22 protein-coding genes and 1 pseudogene are annotated in these 26,886 nt (G+C 63.3%); 2 read left to right on the forward strand and 21 right to left on the reverse strand.

Annotated elements, in window-relative coordinates; genetic code table 11:
* Nucleotides 1-13 precede the first annotated feature (13 nt).
* From QWL29_RS11725 to rpsO, 15 genes and pseudogenes are all read right to left on the reverse strand, one after another.
* Nucleotides 14-1,368: pseudogene (locus tag QWL29_RS11725) on the reverse strand (BCCT family transporter).
* A 117-nt stretch (nt 1,369-1,485) separates the two neighbouring features.
* Entirely contained in the window at nt 1,486-2,448 is a 963-nt protein-coding gene (locus QWL29_RS11730; RefSeq protein WP_305823073.1) for a hypothetical protein, read from the reverse strand.
* A gap of 324 nt (nt 2,449-2,772) precedes the next feature.
* Complete coding sequence (locus tag QWL29_RS11735) at nt 2,773-4,227, reverse strand: cytochrome P450 (RefSeq protein WP_305823074.1); 1,455 nt, start codon at nt 4,225-4,227, stop codon at nt 2,773-2,775.
* The gene (locus tag QWL29_RS11740) at nt 4,193-5,080 is read right to left on the reverse strand and encodes a helix-turn-helix domain-containing protein (RefSeq protein ID WP_305823075.1); all 888 of its coding nucleotides are present in this window, start codon (nt 5,078-5,080) and stop codon (nt 4,193-4,195) included. The genes QWL29_RS11735 and QWL29_RS11740 overlap by 35 nt, the downstream gene beginning before the upstream one ends.
* A 259-nt stretch (nt 5,081-5,339) precedes the next feature.
* The gene (locus QWL29_RS11745; RefSeq protein WP_305823076.1) at nt 5,340-7,229 is read right to left on the reverse strand and encodes a hybrid sensor histidine kinase/response regulator; all 1,890 of its coding nucleotides are present in this window, start codon (nt 7,227-7,229) and stop codon (nt 5,340-5,342) included.
* Nucleotides 7,226-8,572: a sensor histidine kinase gene (locus QWL29_RS11750; protein WP_305823077.1), complete on the reverse strand. Its 1,347-nt coding sequence runs from the start codon at nt 8,570-8,572 to the stop codon at nt 7,226-7,228. Before QWL29_RS11750 ends, QWL29_RS11745 begins: the two co-directional genes overlap by 4 nt.
* The gene (locus QWL29_RS11755) at nt 8,569-9,600 is read right to left on the reverse strand and encodes an ATP-binding SpoIIE family protein phosphatase (protein ID WP_305823078.1); all 1,032 of its coding nucleotides are present in this window, start codon (nt 9,598-9,600) and stop codon (nt 8,569-8,571) included. Before QWL29_RS11755 ends, QWL29_RS11750 begins: the two co-directional genes overlap by 4 nt.
* The gene (locus QWL29_RS11760) at nt 9,588-10,049 is read right to left on the reverse strand and encodes an anti-sigma regulatory factor (protein ID WP_305823079.1); all 462 of its coding nucleotides are present in this window, start codon (nt 10,047-10,049) and stop codon (nt 9,588-9,590) included. The genes QWL29_RS11755 and QWL29_RS11760 overlap by 13 nt, the downstream gene beginning before the upstream one ends.
* Nucleotides 10,046-10,405, reverse strand: a complete 360-nt coding sequence (locus tag QWL29_RS11765; RefSeq protein ID WP_305823080.1) for an STAS domain-containing protein — start codon at nt 10,403-10,405, stop codon at nt 10,046-10,048. Before QWL29_RS11765 ends, QWL29_RS11760 begins: the two co-directional genes overlap by 4 nt.
* Before the next feature lie 3 nt (nt 10,406-10,408).
* On the reverse strand, nt 10,409-11,272 hold the full coding sequence (locus QWL29_RS11770; protein WP_305823081.1) for an STAS domain-containing protein: 864 nt from the start codon (nt 11,270-11,272) through the stop codon (nt 10,409-10,411).
* A 167-nt stretch (nt 11,273-11,439) separates the two neighbouring features.
* Nucleotides 11,440-12,648, reverse strand: coding sequence for a DUF1444 family protein (locus tag QWL29_RS11775; RefSeq protein WP_305823082.1), 1,209 nt, complete (start codon nt 12,646-12,648; stop codon nt 11,440-11,442).
* A 669-nt stretch (nt 12,649-13,317) separates the two neighbouring features.
* Entirely contained in the window at nt 13,318-14,904 is a 1,587-nt protein-coding gene (locus QWL29_RS11780; RefSeq protein ID WP_305823083.1) for an ATP-dependent nuclease, read from the reverse strand.
* Nucleotides 14,905-14,998: 94 nt separating this feature from the next.
* A complete protein-coding gene (locus QWL29_RS11785) occupies nt 14,999-15,244 on the reverse strand; it encodes an AAA family ATPase (protein ID WP_305823084.1) in 246 nt (81 codons plus the stop codon).
* A 174-nt stretch (nt 15,245-15,418) separates the two neighbouring features.
* The gene (gene pnp / locus QWL29_RS11790) at nt 15,419-17,521 is read right to left on the reverse strand and encodes a polyribonucleotide nucleotidyltransferase (RefSeq protein ID WP_305823085.1); all 2,103 of its coding nucleotides are present in this window, start codon (nt 17,519-17,521) and stop codon (nt 15,419-15,421) included.
* 170 nt (nt 17,522-17,691) lie between these two features.
* The gene (gene rpsO / locus QWL29_RS11795; protein WP_305823086.1) at nt 17,692-17,961 is read right to left on the reverse strand and encodes a 30S ribosomal protein S15; all 270 of its coding nucleotides are present in this window, start codon (nt 17,959-17,961) and stop codon (nt 17,692-17,694) included.
* A 184-nt stretch (nt 17,962-18,145) separates the two neighbouring features.
* Here rpsO and QWL29_RS11800 point away from each other — a divergent pair, with 184 nt between their 5' ends.
* The gene (locus QWL29_RS11800; RefSeq protein ID WP_305823087.1) at nt 18,146-18,643 is read left to right on the forward strand and encodes a hypothetical protein; all 498 of its coding nucleotides are present in this window, start codon (nt 18,146-18,148) and stop codon (nt 18,641-18,643) included.
* A 9-nt stretch (nt 18,644-18,652) separates the two neighbouring features.
* Here QWL29_RS11800 and QWL29_RS11805 read toward each other — a convergent pair whose 3' ends face one another.
* Nucleotides 18,653-19,540, reverse strand: a complete 888-nt coding sequence (locus QWL29_RS11805; RefSeq protein ID WP_305823088.1) for an alpha/beta hydrolase — start codon at nt 19,538-19,540, stop codon at nt 18,653-18,655.
* Between the two features lie 133 nt (nt 19,541-19,673).
* Here QWL29_RS11805 and QWL29_RS11810 point away from each other — a divergent pair, with 133 nt between their 5' ends.
* Entirely contained in the window at nt 19,674-20,441 is a 768-nt protein-coding gene (locus tag QWL29_RS11810) for a hypothetical protein (protein ID WP_305823089.1), read from the forward strand.
* Nucleotides 20,442-20,500: 59 nt separating this feature from the next.
* Here the strand turns inward: QWL29_RS11810 and pssA are convergent, their stop codons facing one another.
* The 5 genes from pssA to QWL29_RS11835 form a co-directional block, all read right to left on the reverse strand.
* Entirely contained in the window at nt 20,501-21,376 is an 876-nt protein-coding gene (gene pssA, locus QWL29_RS11815; RefSeq protein ID WP_305823090.1) for a CDP-diacylglycerol--serine O-phosphatidyltransferase, read from the reverse strand.
* A gap of 140 nt (nt 21,377-21,516) precedes the next feature.
* Nucleotides 21,517-22,290 carry an SIMPL domain-containing protein gene (locus QWL29_RS11820; protein WP_305823091.1) on the reverse strand — a complete coding sequence of 258 codons (774 nt, stop codon included), beginning with the start codon at nt 22,288-22,290 and terminating at the stop codon, nt 21,517-21,519.
* A gap of 692 nt (nt 22,291-22,982) precedes the next feature.
* Nucleotides 22,983-23,999 (reverse strand): ketol-acid reductoisomerase, encoded by a 1,017-nt coding sequence (gene ilvC, locus QWL29_RS11825; protein ID WP_305823092.1) that lies wholly within the window; start codon nt 23,997-23,999, stop codon nt 22,983-22,985.
* A gap of 188 nt (nt 24,000-24,187) precedes the next feature.
* Nucleotides 24,188-24,679: an acetolactate synthase small subunit gene (gene ilvN, locus QWL29_RS11830; protein ID WP_305823093.1), complete on the reverse strand. Its 492-nt coding sequence runs from the start codon at nt 24,677-24,679 to the stop codon at nt 24,188-24,190.
* Complete coding sequence (locus QWL29_RS11835) at nt 24,680-26,425, reverse strand: acetolactate synthase 3 catalytic subunit (RefSeq protein WP_305823094.1); 1,746 nt, start codon at nt 26,423-26,425, stop codon at nt 24,680-24,682.
* Nucleotides 26,426-26,886 lie beyond the last annotated feature (461 nt).

Genomic DNA, 26,886 nt, shown 5'->3' on the forward strand with positions numbered 1-26,886 from the left:
CGCCAAACGAAAATCACGACTCCTTCGCCGCCCACTCCTTCACCTTCCTGCGCATTTCCTTCTCCCTGCGCTCGCTCTGGCGCTGGTCATGCTGCATGGCGCGCCACAGCGACCACACCATCAACACGATCACCAGCGCAAACGGCAGCGCAAACACGATGATCGCCGTCTGCACCGCCTTCAGCCCGCCGGCCAGCAGCATGCTGATCGCAATCCCCGCCACCAGCACGCCCCACACGATCTTCACGCGCGGCGCCGGGTTCGGATTGCCGCCAGAGCTCATCATGCCCAGCACCAGCACCGCCGAGTCGCCCGATGTGACAAAGAACACCAGCACCAGCACGGTCGCCACCACCGACATCGCGGTCCCGAACGGCAACGCATCGAACAGCGTGAACAGCGCCGTCGACGCATCGAGCTTCACTGCTTCGCTCAGCGGCACATGCTGCCAGATCTCCATGAACAGCGCGGTGCCGCCAAAGATCGAGAACCACACGAAGCCCGCCAGCGACGGCGCCAGCACGGTGCCGACGATGAATTCGCGGATGGTGCGCCCACGCGACACGCGCGCGATGAACAGCCCAACGAACGGCGACCACGCAATCCACCAGGCCCAGTAGAACACGGTCCAGGCGCCGACCCAGTTACTGTCGCGGAAGGGCGTAGCGCGCAGGCTCATGCGCACCAGTTCGCTCAGGTAGCTGCCCAGCGTGGTGCCGAAGGTATCGACGATGGCCACCGTCGGGCCCACCACGAACACCGCCAGCGCCAGCAGCGCCGCCAGCACCATATTAAAGTTCGACAGGTACTTGATGCCGCGGTCGACGCCGCTCACCGCCGAGGTCACGAACAGCACCGTGGTGACGACGATGATCACGACCTGCGACAGCGGCGTGGCCGCAATGCCGAACACCGCCGCCAGCCCGCTGTTGATCTGCAGCGCACCCATGCCGAGCGATGCCGCCACCCCAAAGGCGGTGGCGACGGTGGCCAGCCCGATGAAGGCGCCGGCAAAGCGCCGCAGCGGCGCCCAGGGCAGCGCGCGGATCGATTCGCTGATCAGCGCGGGGCGGCCGTGCCGGTACTGGAAGTAGGCGATCGCCAGCGCCACGATGCTGTACACCGCCCACGGGTGCAGGCCCCAGTGGAAGAAGGCGTAGCGCATCGCCGCGCCGGCGGCTTCGGGCGTGGCGGCCGTCAGGCCCGGCGGTGCGGTGGTGAAGTGCGGGATCGGCACAGATAGAACCGGCCGAAATTGCGCGTGATGGAGGCCAGCAGCAGGTCGAACAGGGCCGCCATGCTGGCCGGGGAAAAGATCCCCCAGAGGACGATGAGGAAGATGAAGCCGGTTGTGAGGAGTAACTGCATGCACGGGAATCGGCAGCAAAAAGCCTTATCAGAAGTTCATCGCATGCACCCTCCTTTGTGCTCCACTGTCAGTTGCGGCGGTTCAGGCGTGCGCGCCCCGCACCGCCTCTCCGGCCCTCAATGGCGCAGCGAAATGCCGGGTTTGCGCCGCAATGCGCTGAGCACCTCGCGCACCGGCAGGTGCCAGTTCAGCTCCGTGTTCGTGTGGTGCCAGGCGTTGCGCGGCCGGTACTCGACGCTGATCACCATGTTCGAATTCATCTCCCCGAACCAGTCGACTTCGCCCATCACGTCGATGATGTTGCGGTAGCGCGGCGGCATGGCGATCGCTACCGAGATGGTGACGATGGCCAGGTCGCCCAACTCGTCGTCCTCCTGCTCGTCGCGCAGCGCATACAGCGCTTCCGAGATCACCAGGTTGCCTTTCGAATGCCCGGTCAAGAGGCCGAAGTGGAAGCGGCGGTCGGTCAGCAGCTGGCACAGCGTGCGCGTATCGAGGCTGCCGCGCGCCGGGTTCATCGGCTCGGCCGGCCAGGCGATCTCGAACCTGTTGCCGCGCGCCAGATCGTCGATCTGCTCGAACATGTGGCGCATGCGGTTCAGGGCGCCGAACCAATACCAGCCGCCGGCCGCTTCGGTGAACATGTCGGCCAGGCCGTAGCCCGACACCAGCGCCGCCACCGGCTCGCCAAAGGCATCGGCCACGTTGCGCGCAAAGGCCGCCGTGCCCAGCGCCGAACTGCCGACGCCGGCCACCGCCAGGATGCGCGTGTGGATGCCGCCATTGGTGGCGAAGTCCTCGATGTCGGGGCAGATGCGCAGCATGCCGGCGCCGGACGGCGGCACGATCAGCAGCGCCCCTTCGCGCGCCAGCCAGGGCGCCACCGAGGCCGCTTCGGCGGGCGTCACCACGCCGACGTCGTAGAAGATCGCGTCGAGGACGGCGTTGCGGCGCCGGTAACCCTCGAGCGTCGCCTCGCGCCAGGGCGCCTTGGCCTGCACCACCTCGGCCGCCGTATTGCGTTTCAGCTGGACGGACGCCAGCACCAGCGGCGCGCTGTTCCTGTTTTGCTGTGCCATGACCGACCTCCCACCGGGCATCGCGGCCACGCGATGCGTGGCCTCTCCGGGTAAGAGAGCGTGTGCGGCACAAAGTTCAGCGCCGGGGCCGGCCTTGGCCTGCTGCCTGGCCTTCGTACGGTGGGCACTCCGTGCCCACGCGGAACGATGCGTCATGTTGGCCTCATTGGAGCCGCAGTGCCTTCATTGAGATACCGTGTCTCAGGGCAGGCCACAACATTCAAACAAAGCCAACACAGCATCGCATTCCGCGTGGGCACTGGGTGCCTAGCGCGGCCCGGCCCACCCTACGGAGCCAGCAACTGGCGCCGTATTCGACAGGAGTCACGTTTTTGGATGGAAGGGACAGCCGGTCACCGCTGTCGTCACTGCCGTTGGCACATCCTGCGCCGCAGCCGACCCAACCGCCTGCAACGGCGCTCGCCGCGCCAGCACCAGCCGCAGCCCGCCTGCCGGACGCCGGGTAACCCCCATACGCGCCACCGGCTCGCCCTGCCCCGGCGCCGGCCGCAAGCTGAAACGCTGCAGCAGCATCGCCAGCGCCAGCGTCATCTCCATTATGGCAAAGCTGTTGCCGATGCAGACCCGCGGCCCGGCGCCGAACGGCAAGTAAGCGCCGCGCGGAATCGCCTTGCCGGCCTCGCCATCGAAGCGCAGCGGGTCGAAACGCGCGGGCTCGGGAAACCAGCGCGGATCGTGGTGCGGGATCACCGTCATGATCGACACTACGCTCCCCATCGGCAGCAGCCATTCGCCGATTTGCACGTCCTCGAGCGCGCGGCGCGCCAACAGGCCCGGCGACGGCGCGTACAGGCGCAGGACTTCCTTCGCCACCAGGCCGAGGTAGTGCAGCTGCGGCAGGTCGCCCCAGGCCGGTACGCGTCCGCCGAGCACGCGGTCGACTTCCTCCGCCGCCCGGCCAGCCACCTCGGGATGCGCCGCCAGCGCCCAGCCGGCCCAGGTGAGCGCGGCGGCCGTGGTCTCGTGGCCGGCCAGGAAGGTTGTCATCAACTGGTCGCGCACGCCGGTGTCGTCCAGGCTGGCGCCGCCCTCCTCGTCGGTCGCCTCCAGCAGCATGCCAAGCAGGTCGTCGCGCTCGCCGCCGCCGGCACGGCGTGCCGCAATCTGCGCGCGGATCAGCGTATCCAGCAGGCGCATGGCCTCGCGTTTGGCCGCCCGGCCGGGATACGGCAGCCAGGCCGGCAAGGCAAAAGGCAGGAACATCTCGCGGTAGCCGGCGTCCACCAGCGTGCGCACCGCGCGCTCGACGCTACGCGTTCCACCTTCGAAGCGCGTGCTGAACATGGTGCGCAGGATCAGGTCGGCGGTCAGCATGTTCATCGCGTGCTCGAAGTCCAGCGGCGCGGCATGCGACAAGGCAGCCGGCATCGCATCAAAGGCATCGGCCATGGCCGCCGTCATCTGCCGCGCATAGGCATCGAAGCGCTTCGGCCCGAAGGCAGGCTGCAGCATGCGGCGCTGGCGGCGCCAGGTGTCGCCTTCGGTGACCAGCACGCTCTGGCCATGCAGCTGGGCCAGTATGTCCACGTGGCGCTCCCAGCGGACAAAGGCATCCGCTTTCTCGACCAGCAGTTCGCGGATATGGTCCGGGTGGCGCAGCGCGTAGTAGTCGATGTGGCCGAACTTCACATACACGGTGTCGCCATGGCGCGCATGCGCGTCGCGCCAGAAGCCGAGGAAATCGCGCCCCATGCGCTGCAGCGAGCGCATGCCGAAGGCGTGGTCACGCGGTCCGGGTGGGCGGATGGTCTTCGTCAAGGGGAAACTCCAGGCGGTAGACCCAGTCTGCTTCCTCGTGCTGCACGTCGTGCACCAGTTGCAGCGGCGTGCGGCCGGTCTGGGCCTTGCAATCGCGGACCATGTGCGACTGGTCGGCGTAGTCGTTGGCAAGGGCGTGGTCTGCCATGTCGACCCGTCCGCTCGCCAGGTAAGCGCGCTGGGCGCGCAGGAAGCTGCGTTCGCCACGCCACAGGCGCAGCGTGGTCTGCAAACTGGCGCCGGCCTGGCGCCGGGCCACGCGCTGCAGCTGGCGCGGCTGCAGGCCGAGCAGGCGGCAGGCCAGGGTCAGCGTCAACTGTCCGCCGAGGCGGCGCAGGCGGGTCCAGCCCGGCAGCGCGTCGCCATGGCGGGCGATGTGGTCTTCGATGCAGCGGCAGCGCTCGGCATCGCTTTCCGCGGCGAATACCGCGTCAAGCAGCGCCTGGGCCGCTGCGGGCAGCACGCTGCGCGCGTCGAGGAAGCGGTCGTGCAAGGTGGCGAGATCGACGCCGAACAGGGCGTGGAAGGCGTCGGGATGGAACACGGCGATGAAGGCCTGCACCTCGCCGACGTTCTGCGACACCACCGGCGCGCCCTGGCAGCCGCCGACGGAGCAGCGCGCCAGCGGCTGTTGCACCTGCGCGCCGCCGCATTCGACCAGTTCGGCGCTGCCTGCCAAAAACCAGGTGATGGTGCAGTGGGCCGAGGCCGGGAAGCGGTTCAGTGCGGCAGCGCCTTCCAGCGGGCAGCCGCGGCCGTCGCGCGAGATGAAGGCGCGCAGGTGGCCGGCGGCGGCAGTGCCGGGCAATAGCAGGCGGGTGATCGGCGAGCGGGACGTGGGTGCGGAGCGCATGACACGTATTTTAGCCGTGTCTGTTTTGCAAGATAGAACAAAAACGACATTGCCAGAACCGGCAGCGTCAACCGTACGGTGGGCACCCTGTGCCCACGCGGAACGACGCGTCATGTTGGCTTCGTTGGAGCCGCAGGGCATTCATTGAGACACAGTGTCTCAGAGCTGGCCACGACATTCAAACCCGGCCAACGCAGTGCATCGTTCCGCGTGGGCACGGGGTGCCCACCGTACGGAATAGGTCCCGGGCCTGAAACGCTTATCCGCGCAGCGCCTTTTCCAGATCATCCAGCTCCGCCGGCTTGACCAGGTGCGCATCGAACCCCGCCTCCTGCGCCTTCCTGCGATCCTCGGGCGAACCGTAGCCGGTATGCGCAACCAGCCGCGTGTGCTTGAGCTCCGGATGCGCCTTGATCATGCGCGCCAGCTCGTAGCCGTCGGCGCCGGGCAGGCCGATGTCGAGCACCATTACCTGCGGCTGGTGTTCCAGCGCCAGCGGCACGATCTGGCTGGCGTCGTGGGTGGTCCAGGCCTCGTGGCCCATCTCGGCCAGCAGGAAGCCCATCATTTCCATGGCGTCGATGTTGTCGTCCACCAGCAGCACGCGCAGGCCGCCGGCCGGCGCCGCCGCTGCTTGCCGGGCCGCCTGGTCGGCGGCGGCGCCGGTCACGCGCAGCACCGGCAGCTCCACCGTGAAGGTCGACCCCATGCCAATCCCGGGGCTCTCGGCGCGCAGCTGGCCGCCGTGCATCTCCAGCAGGCGCGATACCAGCGACAGGCCGATGCCCAGGCCCTCCGGCGCGCGGTCCGGCGGCACCGCCGCCTGAGCGAACATGCCGAAGATGCGCGGCAGGCTGGCGGCGTCGATACCGATGCCGTTATCGGTCACGGCAATGCGCACATGGTCGCCGTCGACCTTCACTTCCAGGCGAATCTGCCCGCCCTTGGGCGTGAACTTGGCGGCGTTGTGCAGCAAATTGTCCATCGATTGCGCCAGCCGCACCGGGTCGCCCGCCACCCAGACCTGGCCGTCGGGCTGCTGCACGTCCAGCTGGTGCAGGCGCGCCGCGATCAGCGGGCCGGCGGTCTCGATGGCCTGGGCCACCACCGCACCGAGGTTGACTTCCTCGCGGCGCAGCACGATCTTGCCTTCCGAGATACGGGCGACGTCGAGCAGGTCGTCGACCAGGTGCGCCAGGTGGTCGACCTGGCGCAGGATCACTTCGCGCGCGTGCGCCTGGCGCTCCGAGGCGTTTTCGCCGGCGATGCCGAGCAGCGTGGCGGCATTCCGGATCGGGCTCAGGGGATTGCGCAGCTCGTGCGCCAGCGTGGCCAGGAACTGGTTTTTATTCGCGTCGGCCGCGCGCAGCAGCGCTTCCATTTCCTTGCGCGCGCTGATGTCGCTGGTCACGCGCGCCACGCGGTACACGTCGCCGCGGACATTCCTCACCGCGAACACACGGTCGCGCACCCAGCGCGTCACGCCGTCCGGCAGCTGCAGGCGGAATTCCTCGTCATAATGCGGCTGGCTTGCCAGCGCCGCCCAGTGTCCGGCCAGGCGTGCGCGGTCTTCGGCATGCACGGCCTCCAGCCAGCTGCCGTGCTCCGTGCGCAGCGAATCGGTGCTGCGCCCGAAGATGGTGGCATAGGCCGGGCTCACATAGGCCAGCACGCCGTCCGGCGCCGAGAACATCCAGAACACGTCCTCGATGTTGTCGGTCAGCTGGCGAAATCGCTCCTCGCTCTCGCGCAGCTCGTCCTGGGTCTGGCGCATGCGCAGCAGAGCATTCACGTTGGCGATCAGCTCGTCGGCCTCGATCGGCGCGGCCAGGTAGTTGTCGGCGCCACCCTCCAGGCCGCGGATGCGGTCGGCGCGATTGGTCAGCGCGGCCGAGGTCTGCAGCACCAGCACGCAGTTGGTGGCAGGGTCGTCCTTGATACGGCGGCACACCTCGATGCCGTTGATGTCGGGGAGCTTCACATCGAGCAGGACCAGGGCCGGGTCTTCTTCGCGCACCATCGCCAGCGCGTCGGTGCCATTCGCCGCCTCCATCACGCGAAAGCCCGCGCTTTGCAGGATGCGGGTCTTGGCATAGCGGGCGCCGTCGTTGTCGTCGACGTTCAGGATGAGTGTCTGGTTCGCGGTCATGATTCGGTATCGTCTGCGCTGCCTGCCAGCGCGGCCGGGAAGCGGCGCGGCAGGGTGAGGGTGAAGGTCGAGCCGACGCCGGGCCGGCTGACCACGTCGACGCGCCCGCCGAGCAGGTCGGCCAGGCGCCGGCACAGCGGCAGGCCGAGGCCGGTGCCCTTGATACGCCGTTGCAGCGGGTGCTCGACCTGGGCGAATTCCTCGAAAATCAGTTGCAGGTGGTCGGCTGCAATGCCGATGCCGGTGTCGGTCACGGCGAACACGATCTCGTCGGTGCCGGCTTCATACGAAGCGCTCACGCGTACCGATCCCTGCTCGGTGAACTTCAACGCGTTCGAGATGAAGTTGCGCAGGATCTGGGAAATCTTGCCCTCGTCGGACTCGAAGGCATCCATCACGCCGCCGTGGTCGAACACCAGTTCCACGCTCTCGGTGCTCACCAGCGGACGCAGCATGCCCTTCAGGGCGCGGAACAGGTTCTCCGGCAGCACCGGCGCCAGGTGGGTCTCGACCTTGCCGGCCTCGATCTTGGCCAGGTCGAGCAAATCGTTCACCAGTTCCGAGAGGTCGGTGGCGGCGCTCTCGATGAAACGCACCTGGCGTTCCTGCTCCGGGGTCAGGTCGCCGTCCATGCGGTCGATCAGCAGCTTCGAGAGCGCGCGGATCGAGGACAGCGGCGTGCGCAGTTCGTGACTGGTGTTCGACAGGAAGCGGGACTTCATCTCGTCGGCCTTGCGCAGGCGCTCGGCCTTGTCCTCGATCTCGGCGTACAGCGCGACGATGCCACGGTTCGTGTCCTCGAGTTCGCGCGTCAGCGACAGCAGGTCTTCCTGGCGTTCGCGCAGCTCGGCCAGGGTTTCGACCAGCTCGCGGTTCTGCTGCTGCACTTCCTGCCAGGTGTTCGGCGCAGGCGCGGACGCCAGTTCGGCGCCGATCTGCGCCAGGCGCGCGGCGCCCAGCGGCCCCTGCGGCGGCAGCGCCTTGCGCATCACCACGGCGGCGGTGCCGGCGCCGTCGGCGATCTCGCAGGCGTCCATCAGGCGGTGCGCGGTGACGATCGCCGGGTCGCCGGCCAGGCTGGCCTCGACGTTATCGAGACGCGCGCCGGCGTTGATGCTCACTTCGAGCTGCTGGCCGCCGCGCAGCTCAGCCAGCGCGAACACGGCGCGCGCGCCGGGGCCGCCGAGCGAGGCGGCGCGCGCCACCTCCGACACGGCGGTGGCGATGCGCACCTGGTCCTGCTTGGAGAAGCCGAGCAGGTGCGAGACCTGGCGCGCGCGCTGGCGCACCAGCACCACGTCCTGGTCGCTCTCCAGGGCCACGTTCAGGATACGCTGGCTCATGAATGGTCTTCCCTTCTGCGCACCACCAGCACCATGGCGTCGTCGCGGCGGCGGATGTAGTCGCGCATCAGCATCGCCGCGACCAGCGCCGGGCTGTGCCCGAGCAGGCCCGGGTACTTGTCCAGGTCCCACTGGGTCTGGATGCCGTCCGAATGCATGATCACCATGGCGCCCGGCGGGCAAGGCGCGCTGAACTCCTGCACCTTGCGCATGTTATGGCCGACGATGCCGTTGTGCGACACCAGCGCGCGGCGCGTGTCGCTGTCGATCACGTAGGCGCCGATGTTGCCGATGCCGGCAAAGCGCAGCGTGTCGGTCTCGAAATCGATGCGCACCGCCGCCAGCGCCGCGCCGCGCGTGATGCGCAGCGCCTGGTGCGAGGCCTCGACCAGCTGCGCCGCTTCGGCGTCGGGGCGGTGCTGCAGCTCGGCGATGGCGGCGTGCGCGACCGCCGCCGCTTCCGGCCCGTGGCCGAGGCCATCGGCGGCCAGCAGGGTCGCGCCCGCGCCGTCGCAGGCCACGCCCCAGCCGTCGCCGCAGGCGTCCTCGCCGGCCAGCGGCACCGTCAGGGCGCCGACTTCGACCCGGCACAGCGCCGGCGCCGCTTCGTCGCGCCACAGGCGCATGAAGAACAGCGCGCCCTGCCCTGGCCGCGAGTACACGTCGAACTCGCTGGACAGGCGGCGCAGCGCGCCCAGGCCCGTGCCCGCGGTGCCGGCAGTGGACATGCCGTCGCGCAGGCAGGCATCGAGGTCGTGGATGCCGGGGCCGCTGTCGACCGCCAGCACGTCGATCCCGGGCACGCCTTCGGCTTGCGCCACGTTCAGGTAGAGGGTGCCCTCGCCGGCATGCTTGAGCAGGTTGGTGCCGGCTTCGGTGACGATCAGCGCCAGCTGGCCGGCGCGGGTTTCGCTGAAACCGAGCTCGACCGCCATGCGCTGCCCGGCGCGGCGCGCGGCAGCGACATCGCTGGCATGGGTGATGGCAAACGACAGCTGGGTGTCGAGCGACGAAATCAGCGTTTCCATTTCACGACCGCGACCGCGGTGCCCTCTCCCGCACGGGTGTCGATCTCGAACTCGTCGACCAGGCGCTTCGAGCCGCTCAGGCCCAGGCCCAGGCCGCCGCCGGTGGTGTAGCCGTCGCGCAGCGCCAGGTCCAGGTCGGGGATGCCGGGCCCGTTGTCGACGAACAGCAGCCCGACGCCCTTGCGGAAACCGTCGTCGAGCTTGTCGAGGTGGCAGGCGCCGCCGCCGCCGTACTTGATGGTGTTGCGTCCGAGCTCGCTGGCGGCCGTCACCAGCTTGGTCTGGTCGACCAGCGACAGGCCGATGGCGACGGCGCGCTCGCGCACCTGCTTGCGCAGGCCGACCACGTCCTCGTCGCCGCGCAGCGGCAGCGTGACGCGGTCGACGCGCAGCCGGGCATTGAGCTCCAGCAGCTCGGTATCGAATTCAACTGCGGTTGCAGCGTTCATCTATTCAGGTTCTTTCCGAGCAGGGCCATGCCCTTCTCGACGTTCAGCGCCGTCTTCACGCCGTGCAGGGTCAGGCCCAGCTCGACCAGGGTAATCGCCACGGCCGGCTGCATGCCGACCACCACGGTCTGGGCGTCGAGCACGCGCGCCATCGCCGCTGTGTTGCTGATCATACGCCCGATGAAGGAATCGACCAGGTCGAGCGCGGAGATATCGATCAGCACGCCCTTGGCGCCGTCGCTGACGATGCGCTCGGTCAGGTCGTCCTGCAGGGTCATGGCCAGGCGGTCGTGCATGTCGACCTGGATGGTGACCAGCAACAGGTCGCCCATCCGCAGGATAGGAATGCGTTCCATCGCTTAGCCCTGCTGGCTGACGATGGTGGTGCCGGTGCGCTGCAGCGCCACGACAAAGGCGTCGGCCAGGGTGGCCTTGGTCATCACGTCTTCCAGGTTCACGCCCAGGTGCACGATGGTCTGTGCGATCTGTGGGCGGATGCCGCTGATGATGCAGTCGGCGCCCATCAGGCGCGCGGCGGCGATGGTCTTCATCAGGTGCTGAGCCACCAGCGTGTCGACGGTCGGCACGCCGGTGATGTCGATGATGGCGATGCTGGCGCCGGTGTCGACGATCTTTTGCAGGATGTTTTCCATCACCACCTGGGTGCGCGCCGAATCCAGGGTGCCGATCAGCGGCAGCGCCAGGATGCCGTTCCAGAGTTTGACAACCGGGGTCGACAGCTCCAGCAGTTCCTGCTGCTGGCGCACGATGATCTGGTCCTTGGCCTTCTGGAAGACTTCGATGGTGTACAGGCCCAGCTTGTCGAGCAGCAGGTTGATCGACCACGACGCGGCGGCCAGGACTTCCGGTTCGCCGGCAAAGGCCGTGCTCAGCTGGGCGAACACCGGCTGCTTCAGCGAGAACACGAAGGTCGCGGTTTCGCTCGGGGTCGAGCCGGACTTGGCGCGGCTCGACGAAATTTCGGCCAGCAAATCGCGCACCTCGTCCCACGAGCGGTGCTCGACGTTTTCCAGTTCGCCGGCGCGGGTGGCGGTGGCAAAGGCGGACAGGAACTGCTGGCAATGGGCGCGCAGCTGCTGTTTCGCGCTGGCAGTGCCGCGCACGGTCAGCGCCTCGATCTGCGCAGTCCATTGCGCGCCGATCTCGGCCTCATGTTCCTGGATGAGCTGGCTGATACGGGCGGCGTTGTCCTTCGTGGTCATCTCTTGGTCCTTGGTCGTTTGGCTTGTTGGTCCGGATGCGTGTGCACCGCTGGCGCACCGCTCCCATGATTGGAAAAATGGCCAACTATAACACTTATTTAACTTTCACTACGGCACACTTGGGCATACGAAAACGCGCGGAGAACCACAATTGACAGGGTGTTTTTTTATTCCGCTGCAAGTGCGTTCAAGGCGGCCTCGTCCGGGAAAGCGCGCACGCGCCAGCGCGGCAACTGGTAGCCCTCCTGGCGCACCATCAGGTGGCCGGCGGCGGCAACCAGGTCGGCCCAGGCGACGTTCCAGCGCCGCCCTTCCCGGCCCGGCTCGTCGAGGTAGCCGAGGACGATGCGGTCGGTCTCGGGCAGCAGCGCGTCGACGCCGGCCGTCCAGGTCGACACACTGAAGATGCGCTCGTCGTCGCCTTTCACCAGCATATAGGTGGCAACGAAAATATCCGTGCCCTGCTGCTCGAAACCCTGGTCCAGCAACTGCTTCTGCTCGGCGTAATCCTCTTGCAGCGCCATGCGCCGCAGGTCGGCCAGCTTGCGCGCCACCTCTTCGTCGAGCGGGACATACGGCACTGCCTTGCCGTCGACGTACTCGTACATCAGGGTCGACACGCGCCGCCCCTCGGTCTCGATCGCCGACTGCGCATAGCTCACCAGGGTCAGCAGGTCTTCGCGGCTGTGCGAGGCCGACAGCAGCATGCGTCCGCGCGTCGGAATCATCACGACCGGATGCTGGCCGGCCACGCGGTGCACCAGGTCGGGCAGCAGGATGCGCGAGGAATCGTAGGCATCGTTCCAGTCGCTGGCGAACAGGTTGGCGCCCAGCTGGACGAACTGTTCGGGCGCCAGGTCGCGCAGGTTGTCGAGGGCGATGGTGCTGGCGGCTTCCTGCGACACGCCCCATTTCTCGAGCTGGCTGGTGTCGAGGATGCGGGTCAGGTGCTCGGTGTCCCAGGCCAGCAGCATGACGGTGTCGTCGCTGAAGTCGGCTGCCGCGAAGCCCGTGCTCGGCTTGGCATCGCCAGCCAGCGGGCCGAGCTGGGCGGCCTGGAGGAAGGCGCCGGTGCGCAGCACGGGCAGCAGATTGCGTCTTGCGGCCTCGAAGGTGTCGGGGATATCGGCCTGGACGAACAGGTTCGAATACTTGTCGACCACGGCGCGGCGCTCGGCGCGCGAGGCCTCGCAATAGTCGTGGTAGCAGTTGTGCAGATTGACGGCACCGCCTTCGCTGCCGGGCATCAGGATGCGGAAGTTGGGGGCGTCGAATTCCATCGGGCCTTCGTAGCCGCGCGCCCTGGCGGCCCCCATGGCGATCTGCGCGAATTTTTCAGGTGAGGGCTTGCGGAAGAAAAGGTCGAGAATTCCCACTGTGTGCTCCGAGATGGCGATAGCTCGGCAGTGTAGAGTGCCCGCCTGTTGCCGTCTATCGATGTATATTTTCCTATGCGGTAACGGGCGCGTCGTTTCTTAGCGCCAGTGATCATTCGCGCCAAGGCCACTATGAATACGGACGTTCGCGTCCGTAAGGTGGGCACTCCGTGCTCACACGGTGGCATGCAGAACCCTCGGAAGGCGGTGGTAAGATTCGCGCAAAGACTCAACCAAGCTGGTGCTGCGGGAACGCTCCGACAACAGCTGCAGCGGAACGAGAAATTCTCTTCAAATAACGTCAACAAAGATCGCCGTTCCGTGTAGACACGGGTGTTTGGCCCGATCCGCGGCATTTTACGGTCGCCGCAAATAGCTTTGACTAGATCCGAACCATGGCGCGCCTAAAAGGAAAACCGCCAGACTCACGCACTGGCGGTTTTCCATTGACAGACAAAGCCACTTCGGTAGGCATCACTGTGCGGCACTTTCGACAGGCCAGTAACTCTGAATGACAGTTTCAGACTGTCACAATCATCCGACCGCCAGGAGCTGACGCGGACTTGCAGGCTTTCAGGTAAGTTGTCTTAAATAGCGATAAATCGCCTCTTCGGCGACCTATGAGATGAGCCAACCGTCTGAGTGTGGCGTCGGAAACAATCGGCCTTTTTACTTTAAAAACCATTTTTTGATTTCAACGATCCAAGTTGGAACCGCTAGCTCTGATGTAAGCGATTCTGCATACTTCTTAGCGTACCGGTATTTGTTGTTATTCCTATCAAAAAACATTTCCAGTAGTTGCTGCTCAGTCGGACGAAGGTCCAAAGCAAAGTACGACGGACCGTCAAATGGTGAAGGTCTGCCCTCGAGAAAATTCAAGTCAGCATCTTCGTTGACAAACTGCTGCAGCGTATTAAAAGCATGAGTTCCGTTTAACGCATCCTCAATTTCAGTTGGAGGCGCAATTGGATTCGCATCAATGTCAACAAGCTCAGTTCGAGCTGTAGTCATATTGTTCACTATACGCTTGCAGACCAAGTTCGGAAGCGTCTTTGTCTGATATCGAACAAGTTCTTTATCAGTATCCGACAAAAGATAAATTTTCCCAGCAATCTCGTCCTTAAAGTCTTCATAGCAGGCAGATAAATGCCCATAGAGCCGCTTGATCTCTTTTGCCCCACCAACTGGAACAATCCGAAGTCTATTTTTTTCTATTAATTCGCCGAGATACGCAGACAAGTAAATTTTCTCAGACGACCCCTCGCATATCAACCAATTAAATGGTTGTTCGCCAATGGTGCTCGTAATAATCGACTGAACGAAATCATTGATACTCTTAAGGCGGATATCATAAGGCAGAATTCCTCTAGTTGCGTTTGCCATCTGCTTAACTTGCTCACGATGGCTCGGCAGAGTTATCAAGTCTGTGAAATGCTCATTTTTTTGACGCGTAATTACAGTCGCATTACCAGATTCTATTGTTGGGAAGAATCTATACCAATGCGTCGTGAATAGCAATTGCCTACAGGACCGACTAATCTGGAAGAGCGCGTCAAACTGGTCAAAGCACGCTGCCATGTGTAAAGACGATTCTGGTTCATCAACAGCAATTATCAGATTTTCTGCGTCCGTGTGGTGTTTTTGTATAAAGCTATAAGCCACATCAATAATCGCTCTTTGCTTTTCACCCGAGCTCAAAAGACCAATTTCCAACCAATTTTCGCCTTGCTTGCGATGAAGCTTCCTTATGCTGAAGTATGCTTGAATAATTAGATTATAAACATCCTGCTTCTTTAGATATTGCTGTCTATCCGTCGGGGTTCGGTATGAATACTCAACAAGCTCACTTGAAAGCCCGTCTAAAAACTCATTTAGACTTCTATTTATGTCTTGAATCTGCGCCGGCGTTACCCGCCTCTCGACAATTTCAATTAATGACTCGCCCATGAGGGCCTGAATCTCGGTTGTTTGCAGCTTCGTAAACGACTCTGAGTCAATCTCCTTTGGGATATAGATGTAGCTGATTTTCTCGCGTATGGCTTCGAGCAGAGGCAGAAACTGACTCACATCTTTGTCAGATAGCGCTGTTGCGGAACCATCCGCTTTTTCTGAAAAATGTAGTTCTACAAGCTTGCGACAATTAAAGAACGATAGAGTAATTTGTCCAGCATGATCTACACCGACCGGGATTAAGTAATGATCATTAGTTTCATTTCGCTCAATGAATAGATCACGATGCTGTACGAAAGCTTTCACATAAGCGCGATTTGATAAAGTTACGTCTGCCTCAGCAATAGTGCGAGCAAGCCTGTCGAGAGTATCCGCAAGCTTGGCAGCATCATCTTTAAAATCAGTTTTTTTTTACAAAGATAATTGGAAGAACATGCGGTTTAGTTTCTGCAATCCCACTGCGTTTCGTTGCAATGTTTAGATTCAACGTCTTGACATTAAAAAAACAGTCAAGTGCTTCCAAGACAGAGCTTTTTCCTACACCATTATCCCCGACTAAACCGCAAAAATTACTCCCATCAGTAAGGGGAATATAATTAATTCCTTTATAAGTTTTTACATAACGTAAGATGACTGAAAGAATCATGATATTTATCGGGGTACGAGGACACATATAGACTATAGACAAATAAACTTCTTGTCTACTTTCAATTCTTATTGCCAAGGAAAATTCACTGTAGTGCTTTCATAGACATAAAAAAACCGCCAGGCTCACGCACTGGCGGTTGTTACTCAAGCGGCAACGCCGCTCAGGCAGGCATTACTGCGCCGCAGCCTCAGCCGGATCCGCCGCCTTCATCGACAGCTTCAGACGGCCACGCTCGTCGGTCTCGAGAACCTTCACGCGCACTTGCTGGCCTTCTTTCAGGTAGTCGGCAACGGCGTTCACACGCTCGTTGGCGATCTGCGAGATGTGCAGCAGGCCATCTTTACCAGGCATGACTTGCACGATCGCGCCGAAGTCCAGCAGTTTCAGCACGGTGCCGTCGTAGGTCTTGCCCACTTCGACCGATGCGGTCAGCTCTTCGATGCGGCGCTTGGCTTCCTGGCCGGCAGCGGCGTCGACCGAGGCGATGGTCACGATGCCTTCGTCGGTGATGTCGATCTGCGTGCCGGTTTCTTCGGTCAGCGCGCGGATCACGGCGCCGCCCTTGCCGATCACGTCACGGATCTTCTCCGGGTTGATCTTGATGGTGATCAGGCGCGGTGCGAAGTCCGACAGTTCGGTTTTCACGGTCGGCACGGCCTTCTGCATTTCGGCCAGGATGTGCTGGCGGCCTTCCTTGGCTTGCGCCAGTGCCACCTGCATGATTTCCTTGGTGATGCCCTGGATCTTGATGTCCATCTGCAGCGCGGTGATGCCCTGCGCGGTGCCGGCGACCTTGAAGTCCATGTCGCCCAGGTGGTCTTCGTCACCCAGGATGTCGGTCAGGACGGCGAACTTGCCGCCTTCCTTGATCAGGCCCATGGCGATGCCGGCGACGTGCGCCTTCATCGGCACGCCGGCGTCCATCAGTGCCAGGCAGCCGCCGCAGACCGATGCCATCGACGAGGAACCGTTCGATTCCGTGATTTCCGACACCAGGCGCACCGAGTACGAGAAGTCTTCCGGGTTAGGCAGGGCGGCGACCAGCGCGCGCTTGGCCAGGCGGCCGTGGCCGATTTCGCGGCGCTTCGGGGTGCCTACGCGGCCGGTTTCGCCGGTGGCGAACGGAGGCATGTTGTAGTGCATCATGAAGTCATCGGTGTACTCGCCCATCAGCGCGTCGATCTTCTGGCTGTCGCGCGCGGTGCCGAGGGTGGCAATCACCAGCGCCTGGGTTTCGCCGCGGGTGAACAGGGCCGAGCCGTGGGTACGCGGCAGGACGCTGGTGCGGATCGAGATCGGACGCACGGTGCGGGTGTCGCGGCCGTCGATGCGTGGCTCGCCTTCCAGGATCTGCGATCGGACAACCTTGGCTTCCATGTCGAACAAAATGTTGCCGACTTCGGCAGCGTCAGCCTGCACGCCCTGGGCGCTCAGGCCGGCCAGGATTTCGCTCGACAGCGACTTCAGCTTTTGCTGGCGGATGGTTTTTTCGCGAGTCTGGTAGGCGTCGCGGATTTTCGCGTCGGCCAGGGCGGCCACTTGGCCGATCAGGACTTCGTTCTTGGCCGGGGCAACCCATTCGATTTCCGGCTTGCCGCCTTCGGCCACCAGATCGTGGATGGCGTCGATGACGGCCTTCATCTGGTCGTGGCCGTAGACGACGGCGCCCAGCATGATTTCTTCCGACAGTTGCTGGGCTTCCGATTCCACCATCAGGACGGCGGTTTCGGTACCGGCAACGACCAGGTCCATCTGCGAGGTTTTCAGCTGGGTGGTGGTCGGATTCAGGATGAACTGGCCATTCGCGTAACCGACGCGGGCGGCGCCGATCGGGCCGCTGAACGGGATGCCGGACACGGCCAGGGCAGCCGAAGCGCCGATCATCGCCGGGATGTCCGGATCGATTTCAGGGTTGACCGATAGCACGTGGATGATGACCTGGACTTCGTTCAGGTAGCCTTCCGGGAACAGCGGGCGGATTGGACGGTCGATCAGGCGCGAGGTGAGGGTTTCCTTTTCGGAAGGACGGCCTTCGCGCTTGAAGAAGCCGCCCGGGATTTTACCGGCTGCGTACGTTTTCTCGATGTAGTCGACGGTCAGGGGGAAGAAGTCCTGGCCCGGCTTCGCGTCTTTCTTTGCGACCACGGTAGCCAGCACGACGGTGTCTTCGACCGACACCATGACGGCGCCGGATGCCTGACGGGCGATTTCACCAGTTTCCAGGGTGACGCTGTGTTGGCCGTACTGGAAGGTTTTCGATACTTTATTAAACATGGGTAATCCCTTTCTATTTGCCGACAGATTTTCAGGAGCTGTCGTTCACCTCATTACTCACGCCCCGGAATGCGGCGTTTTACTTCAAAAACGGGAATGCGCAAACAAAAAATGCCCGCGTCAGCGAAACTGGCGCAGGCATTTCATCACTAAACCGACTGACGCAAAGATTACTTACGCAGGCCGAGTTTGGCGATCAGGTCACGGTAACGGTTCAGGTCTTTGGCCTTCAGGTAAGCCAGCAGGCTCTTGCGACGGTTGACCATACGGATCAGGCCGCGGCGCGAGTGGTGGTCTTTCTGGTGGGTCTTGAAGTGACCGTTCAGTTCGTTGATGTGTGCGGTCAGCAGTGCAACCTGCACTTCCGGCGAGCCGGTGTCGTTCTGGGCACGGGCGTTGTCCGCGATGATCGCGGCTTTGTTGATGTTTTCTACGGACATGATGTTACCTTTCACATGCGGTGCAAGAGTCGCAACCCAACGCACCGTGATTGTTCAAAATTCCATCCAAAACGGACAGACCCGCCAGTATATGCGAAAACAGTTGGCGTCACCAGCGTTTGCATTCGCAAAGCTGGGGCATCATGGCGTGAATGGCAATCATGCGAGGTGAATGATGCACAAAATGATAAGAATGGCAACGCTGTGTACGGCAATCGTGCTGGGCGCTTGCGCCGGTCCGTTCATGCGCGAGGCGCCGGACATCGGCGAGCCGGTGGCGGCCGTGACCGCCAAGCTGGGCCAGCCTACGAGCACCTACCCTGCCCCGGACGGCCGGCAGATGCTGGAATATGCCACCGGGCCGATGGGGCAATTTACCTGGATGGCGCAGATCGGCGCGGATGGACGATTGCTGTCCTACGAGCAGGTGCTCACCGGCGAGAAATTTGCGACGATCAAGATCGACAAGGCCAACAAGGCCGACGTCCTGCGCACCATCGGGCGCCCGGCCGAGCGTTCAGGCGTCGCCATGCACAACTACGAGGTCTGGTCCTACCGCTACAAGGAAGCGGGCGTGTGGAATTCGCTGATGCACGTGCACTTCGACCAGGCCGGCATCGTGCGCCTGATGCAGAACGGGCCCGATCCCATGTTCGAGCCGCGCGAACGCTTCAGCTGGTAAGCCGCCCGTTCAGCGCGCGGCAGACTGGCGCCCGGCGTCGCTGCGCACGAAGTCGTCGATGGCGTCGAGCGTCGGCGCCAGCGTGTGCAGCGCGCGCGACAGCGAAGCCACCAGGGTGGCGTGGCTGACGCCGTCGTAGTACAGCTCGCGCACCGGCACGTGTTTTTCGCGCAGGCGCGTGGCCAGGGCGCCGGTGTTGCGCACCGGGTTGACGGTCTTGTCCTCGTAGGCGGCAATCAACAGGGCCGGCGGCGCGCCGGCGCTCACGTGCCGCACCGGCTGCGAGTCGGCCGGCGTGTCCGGGTAGTTGAATACCGGGCGCGTGGTCTTGTTCTGCACCGGCAGGAAATCGTAGGGACCGGCCAGGCCGATCCAGCCGCGCAGCGCATCCGGCCTGAGGCCCTGCTTGCCGAGCCAGCGCTTGTCCAGCGCCAGCATGGCCGCGTTGTAGGCGCCGGCGCTGTGGCCCATCACGAACAGGCGCTTCGGGTCGCCGCCGTACTTGGCGATTTCGCGCGTGGTCCAGGCCACGGCCTGGGCGGAATCGTCGAGGAAATCGGGATAGCGCGCCTCCGGATACAGCCGGTAATCGGGCACGACCACGACGTAGCCGCGCTTGGCCAGCGCCTGGCCGACGAAGGCATAGTCCTCGCGCTTGCCGCTTACCCAGTTCCCTCCATAAAAGAAGACGATGACCGGCGCCGCCCCGGCCTGCACGGCCGGCTGGTAGACATCGAGTTTCTGGCGCTCGCCATTGCCGTAATGGACGGCGCCCGTGGCGCGCGCGTCGCCATCGGGCGAAACGGCATTCACCAGTTTCAGTGGAGAGCATGCGGACAGGCTGGCGGCCAGAACTGCCAGGGCCAGGACGGACAGGAGAGTCAGGGGTCGGAACATGGCGTCTACATTGCAGGAAAGATGAGTCCAGTATATCCGGCTGGCATGCTTTTTTTGCATATAAACACCCGATATTTACGGTTCAGGCATACAAATGATCCGGACGAAAGTTTCAGCCCTATACTGTTACCTTATGGATAACACATACGCTTTGCTGCACCGGCCACGCCATGCTGCCGGGATCGGGATCTCGCTGGCCGTGCATGCCATGTTGCTGGCCATGTGGCAGTTGTCGCGGACAGCGCCTGCCCCTGATACGGCGACGCCCGAGGCCATGGTGTTGCGGCTGCTTTCCACTCCCTCGTCTGCACCCTCCTCCGCCCCCGCCGGACCGGCGCAGGAAACGGCGCCGCCCCCGCTGCGGCGCGGCGCCACGCCGGCACTGGCGCAGCAACCGCCGGCGCGCGTGGCCGACACGGCCGCGCCCATACGCGAACGGACTGCGGAAAAGACTGCGGAGGGGACTGCGGAGCCGGCTGCTGCCGAAGCGGCTTCGGCGCTGGCAAGCGACGCCCCTGCCCCGGCGGCATCCGGCAGCATGCTGGAGCGGGCACGCGCTGCCGCCGGCGGCGCCGACCGCGCCCTGCGCAAGGAGAAACCGACGCGCGGCATCGTGGCGCCGGTGGTCACGGCGCAGATGAAGCTGTCAAAAGGCATCGCCGCCGCTGCCGACCTGGTGCCGAACAAGTGGTACGAAGCGCCGAAAGTCACCGAAGTGCTCGACCCGGGCGGCTATGGCCGCAGGCGCTACCGCGTGGTCGGTGCGGCCGGCACCTATTGCGTCACCTATGAGTCGAACCATGCGCCGGACGGCATCGACACCATGCGCGACGGCATCAAACCAAAGCTCACCACTTGCGACCCCGACTGGGGCCCGCCGACCATCCAGAAATGGAATTGAACGCTTGACATAAAAACGGCGCGTATCGAACGCGCCGTTTTTTATTCCAGGCCCAACGCTCAGCGGCGCGGGGTATCGTCGAGCGGGTCGTGCGGATCGTCGTCGGTCGGGATGATGCTGACCGGCTTGCCCTTGGCGCGCTGCATGACATACACGGCATAGCCCGACAAACCGTACAGCACGAAAATCGGCCACAGCACCTTGGTCGGGTCGCTGGCGACCAGCGCAAACGCCAGCACGATCAGGAACACGACGATGAAGGGCACCGACTTGCGGAAGTTCACGTCCTTGAAACTGTAGAACGGCACGTTCGAGACCATGGTCAGGCCGGCGAACACGGCAATGCACCAGCTCACCCAGTCGACCTGGCGCGCACTGATGTTGATGTCCGGATCGGTCATGAACATGATGAAGCCGACCACCAGCGCCGCCGCTGCCGGGCTGGGCAAGCCCTGGAAGAAGCGCTTGTCGACGACTTCGATATTCGTGTTGAAGCGGGCCAGGCGCAGCGCCGCGCCGGCGCAGTACACGAAGGCGGCAATCCAGCCGAGCTTGCCGAGGCCGCGCAGCGACCATTCGTAGATGACCAGGGCCGGCGCCGCACCGAACGACACCATGTCCGACAGCGAATCGTACTGGGCGCCGAATTCGGACTGGGTATTCGTCAGGCGCGCCACGCGGCCGTCCAGGCCGTCGAGCACCATGGCCACGAACACGGCCCAGCAGGCGTAGTCGAAGCGCTGGTTCATCGCCATCACGATCGCGTAAAAACCACAGAACAGGGCACCGGTCGTGAACGCATTCGGCAGCAGGTAGATGCCGCGTCCGCGCTGCTTCTGCTTGTCCTCGGCCCGGCGTCCGAAGCGCCTGAGGCGGGAGAATCGTGGCGCGCGCGGCGCCCCTCCGTTTTTTTTGCGTCGTGGGAAGGCTGGCATAGTTGTCCGTATTCAAAGCTGCGCTGACGAGCGCCGTTCCCCGCATTATAGAGGCGAGGACGGCTAGTTAGCGAACGGATACTATTAGGAATGTGTTCATGCAGGCGCCGGACCGTGCCGGCGCCCCGGGCTCGCGTGATTTACTTGAACTTCACCTTGCCGACCAGGCGCATCTGCAGCGTGGTTTCGCCCGGCTCGAAGCTCGGTTCCGGCATCTCGTTCGACACGTCGCGCTTGGCGCGCGACATCATCATCGGCGCCGCGGCTTCCTGCTGCACATAGTTGCCCGAGCCTTCGAAGTCGACCACGTCGAGCGTCGCGTCGCCTGGCTGGCGGCCCATGGCGCGCGCGATCGAGACGATGCGCTCGTTCAGGTTGCGGTAGGTTTCGGCGATGCGCTGGTCATCCAGGCGCTTTTCCAGGGCCGGGCTGAGGCCGAAGCTGATGTTGTTGATCGACAGAACTTTCTGTGCGGACGCCACGGTTTTCTGCAGCTCGGCCAGGTTGGTGGTTTTCACTTCCAGGTATTGGCCGACACGCCAGCCGATCGGCACCGGTTGCACCGGGGTGCGCGTGGCCGGCAGCGGCTGCACCGGCGGTTCCGGATAGACCGGGTAGGTGAAATAGCCCACGGTCTTGAGCTCGGCCTTCGGATCGGCGCGGCGCACGATGTCGGTGCCCTCTTTCATCTTGCGGTTCACGCGCGCAGCGGCGGCCTGCTTGTCCTTGTCGTGCTCTTCCACAATGAAACTGACGATGGCCTGGTCGTTGGCCGCGCGGACTTCGCCGGTGGCGGGCACGACGACGAGCGTGCCGCCCGTCGACGGCATGCTGGTGCTGGTGGGCGCGGTCTGCGCCTGGACGTGCGACGCCATCATCAGGCTGGCCAGGAGGATCATTTTTGGAAGGAACATCGGTTTTCTCCTATAAGGAATGCATGAGTGCATGACTTATACGATACCGCCCCCTTCCTGAATAGAGTGATTTTGTAATGGAAAGTTGCAAAGTTCGGAGATTGGTTACGCCTTATCGAGACGGCGACCGTTGTCGACATGGCGCCGTGGTCGGAATGGTGCCGTGGTCGGAATGGTGCCGTGGTCGGAATGGTGCCGTGGTCGGAATGGCGACCGTACGGTGGGCACTCCGTGCCCACGCGGTTACGTGCTCGTGCTTGCACCTTCGACGGTGAATATTCGCTCGCGACATGTGCGACGGCCACAGCGGTCTAGCCGGCGTTCGGGCCGCTGCATATTCCACGAGCGAGTCGGTCCAGCCAACGGTGCAAGGATACGTGCGTACCGCGTGGGCACAGGGTGCCCATCGTACGAGGATGTGAAAAAATCGCCATGGCTGCGTTGCCTCGTCTCGCCGTACGCTCGTACTGTCTTCGACTCGGCGCCTTGCCCTGACGATTTTTTCACATCCTCTACGTGTTCAGCGCCGCGCCGGCGCGAGCCGACGGGCTCTAGACACACTGCAATTAGTTCTTCGACTGATCCACCAGCTTGTTCTTCGCAATCCACGGCATCATCGCGCGCAGTTTGGCGCCGACTTCCTCGANCAGCGCCGCGCCGGCGCGAGCCGACGGGCTCTAGACACACTGCAATTAGTTCTTCGACTGATCCACCAGCTTGTTCTTCGCAATCCACGGCATCATCGCGCGCAGTTTGGCGCCGACTTCCTCGATCTGGTGCTCGCTCGTCAAACGGCGGCGCGAAATCAGCGTCGGGGCGCCGGCCTTGTTCTCGAGGATGAAGCTCTTCGCGTACTCGCCGGTCTGGATGTCCTTCAGGCACTGGCGCATCGCGTCCTTGGTGGCCGAGGTCACGACTTTCGGGCCGGTCACATACTCGCCATACTCGGCGTTGTTCGAGATCGAGTAGTTCATGTTGGCGATGCCGCCTTCGTAGATCAGATCGACGATCAGCTTGAGTTCGTGCAGGCACTCGAAATAGGCCATTTCCGGCGCGTAGCCCGCTTCCACCAGGGTCTCGAAGCCGGCCTTGATCAGCTCGACGGTGCCACCGCACAGCACAGCCTGCTCGCCGAAGAGGTCGGTCTCGGTCTCTTCGCGGAAGTTGGTTTCGATGATGCCGGCGCGGCCGCCGCCGTTCGCCATGGCGTACGACAGCGCGATGTCGCGCGCGGCGCCGGATTTGTCCTGGTACACCGCCACCAGGTGCGGCACGCCGCCGCCCTGTTTATACGTGTTGCGCACGGTGTGGCCCGGGGCTTTCGGGGCGATCATGATGACGTCGAGGTCGGCGCGCGGCACCACCTGCCCATAATGCACGTTGAAGCCGTGGGCAAAGGCCAGTACGGCGCCCTGCTTCGCGTTCGGCTCGACGTTTTCCTTGTAGACCTGGGCGATGTTTTCGTCGGGGAGCAGGATCATGATGACGTCGGCGGCTTTCACGGCCTCGTCGACTTCGGCGACCTTCAGGCCGGCTTGCTCGACCTTGTTCCAGGAGGCGCCGCCGCGGCGCAGGCCGACGGTGACGTTGATGCCGGATTCCGACAGGTTTTGTGCGTGGGCGTGGCCTTGGGAGCCGTAGCCGATGATGGCGACGTTTTTACCCTTGATGAGGGAGAGGTCGCAGTCTTTGTCGTAGAAAACTTTCATTTTTTATCCAGTACTTTTAAGGTTTGTGGCTGTTCATTTGTGCAGCAGCAGGCTGATCGTCGTTCCGCGTGGGCACGGGGTGCCCACCCTACGGACCGTGGCTTCGATTACGGCCGGTGGCCGGCGGACCGTGGCTTCGATTACGGCCGGTGTTCCGCGGTCGCGACGTCGATCAAGCCGGTAGTCGTTCAGACCTTCAGGATTCGTTCGCCGCGGCCGATGCCCGAGCCGCCGGTGCGGACGGTCTCGAGGATGGAGCTGCGGTCGATGGCGTCGATGAAGGCGTCGAGCTTGGTCTTGGCGCCGGTCAGTTCGATCGTGTAGGTCTTTTCCGTGACGTCGATGATGCGGCCGCGGAAGATGTCGGCGGTGCGCTTGAGTTCCTCGCGCTCCTTGCCGACCGCCCGCACCTTGATCAGCATGAGCTCGCGCTCGATGTGCTGGCCTTCGGTCAGGTCCACCACTTTCACCACTTCGATCAGGCGGTTCAGGTGCTTGGTGATCTGCTCGATGATGTCGTCCGAGCCGGTGGTGACGACCGTCATGCGCGACAGGGTCGCGTCTTCGGTCGGCGCCACGGTCAGGGTTTCGATGTTGTAGCCGCGTGCCGAGAACAACCCGACCACGCGCGACAATGCGCCTGCTTCGTTCTCCAGGAGAACCGAGATGATGTGTCTCATTTACAGGTCCTCCGAGCCGAGCAGCATTTCGGACAGGCCCTTGCCCGCCTTGACCATCGGCCAGACGTTCTCGCTCTGGTCGGTGATGAAGTTCATGAACACCAGGCGGTCCTTCATGGCAAAGGCATCGGCCAGCGCCCCTTCCACATCGCCCGGCTTTTCGATGCGCATGCCGACGTGGCCGTAGGCCTCGGCCAGCTTCTCGAAATCCGGCAGCGAGTCCATATAGGACTCGGAATAGCGCGAGCCGTAGTCGATCTGCTGCCACTGGCGCACCATGCCGAGGAAGCGGTTGTTCAGGAGGATGATCTTCGGCGTCAGGTGGTATTGCTTGCAGGTGGCCAGCTCCTGGATGCACATCTGGATCGAGCCTTCGCCCGTCACGCAGGCCACCGTTGCATCCGGGTTCGCCATCTGCACGCCCATCGCATACGGCAGGCCCACGCCCATCGTGCCCAGACCGCCGGAATTGATCCAGCGGCGCGGCTTGTCGAAGGGGTAGTACTGGGCCGCCCACATCTGGTGCTGGCCGACGTCGGAGGTGATGAAGGCGTCGCCTTTCGTGACTTTCCACAGCTGTTCGACCACCGACTGCGGCTTGATGACGACGCTGGAGTCCTCGTACTTCAGGCAGTCGCGCCCGCGCCATTCCTCGATCTGCTTCCACCAGCCGCGCAGCGCGTCGGGATTGGCCCGTACGCCGGCGGTATCGAGCTGGGCCAGGAATTCGGTCAACACGTCCTTCACATTGCCGACAATCGGAATATCGACCTTCACCCGCTTCGAGATCGACGAGGGGTCGATGTCGATGTGGATAATCTTGCGCGGATGGCTGGCGAAGTGCTTCGGGTTGCCGATCACGCGGTCGTCGAAACGGGCGCCGATGGCAATCAGCACGTCGCAATGCTGCATCGCCATATTCGCTTCGTAGGTGCCGTGCATGCCGGGCATGCCGAGGAAATGCTCGCTGCTCGAACGCGAGCCGCCCAGGCCCATCAGGGTGTTGGTCACCGGGGCGCCGAGCTTGTCGACCAGGCGGTTCAGTTCGGGCGAGGCATTCGCGAGAATGACGCCGCCGCCCGCGTAGATCATCGGGCGCTCGGCCTGCTGCAGCAATTGCACGGCCTTGCGGATCTGGCCGGCGTGGCCCTTGTCGACCGGCTTGTACGAGCGCATCTCGATCTCGCGCGGGTAGTCGTAGGCGCACTTGTGCATCGAGATGTCCTTCGGGATGTCGACCAGCACGGGACCGGGGCGGCCGGTACGGGCGATGAAGAAGGCTTTCTTGATGGTGGTGGCCAGCTCGCGAACATCCTTGACCAGGAAGTTGTGCTTGACCACGGGGCGGGTGATGCCGACGGTGTCGCATTCCTGGAAGGCGTCCTGCCCGATCGCATGGCTCGGCACCTGGCCCGAGATGACGACCATCGGGATCGAATCCATGTAGGCGGTGGACAGGCCGGTGACGGCATTCGTCACGCCCGGACCGGAGGTGACGATGGCGACGCCGACGGTGTTCGAACTGCGCGAATAGGCATCGGCCGCGTGCACGGCAGCTTGCTCGTGGCGGACCAGGACGTGCTGGAACTTGTCCTGGTTGAAGATGGCGTCGTAGATATACAGGACTGCGCCGCCGGGGTAACCGAAGACGTGCTTGACGCCCTCTTCGGCCAGACAACGGACGACGATTTCAGCGCCGGTGATCTGGCCAGATGCAGATCCGTGGGCTGATGCTTCGTTATTCATGAATCGTTCCTTTCAAGACCCAGAGGGAGATTGATCGGATGCTCGTTCCTAACGAAATACGGTTTGCCCCACAGCGCTCAAGCTTCCCTTCTTTCTGCGCGCACGACGTTCAATCCGGGTATCGGCAGATACCGTTCATAACGGCGCGAAACGCAACTCGTTTGGCTGAGTGTCTGTAGCGGCTCGACGCATCTCTCGCGCTTGTGGCGCGGGTTGGAGCAAACTGCCTACAAATGAAAGCGTGTCAAACAGCCCGGCCTTGTGTGCCGGAAGGGATGACGATGAAGCTTCGGGGGTGCAAAGCGTAAGGAACACCTTACTGCGTTGCACCATTTTGGTCAAGACAAAAGATATGAAGACGATATGCACCAGTTGGGTGCGTTGATGGGTTATCGCTGTTCAGCCGGTGAGACCGCGTGGGTTCGAGAACCCACCCTAATGTGATGGACTCCACCCTCCTG

Source organism: Massilia brevitalea, assembly GCF_030711405.1.
In the GTDB taxonomy this organism is placed as follows: domain Bacteria; phylum Pseudomonadota; class Gammaproteobacteria; order Burkholderiales; family Burkholderiaceae_D; genus Telluria; species Telluria brevitalea.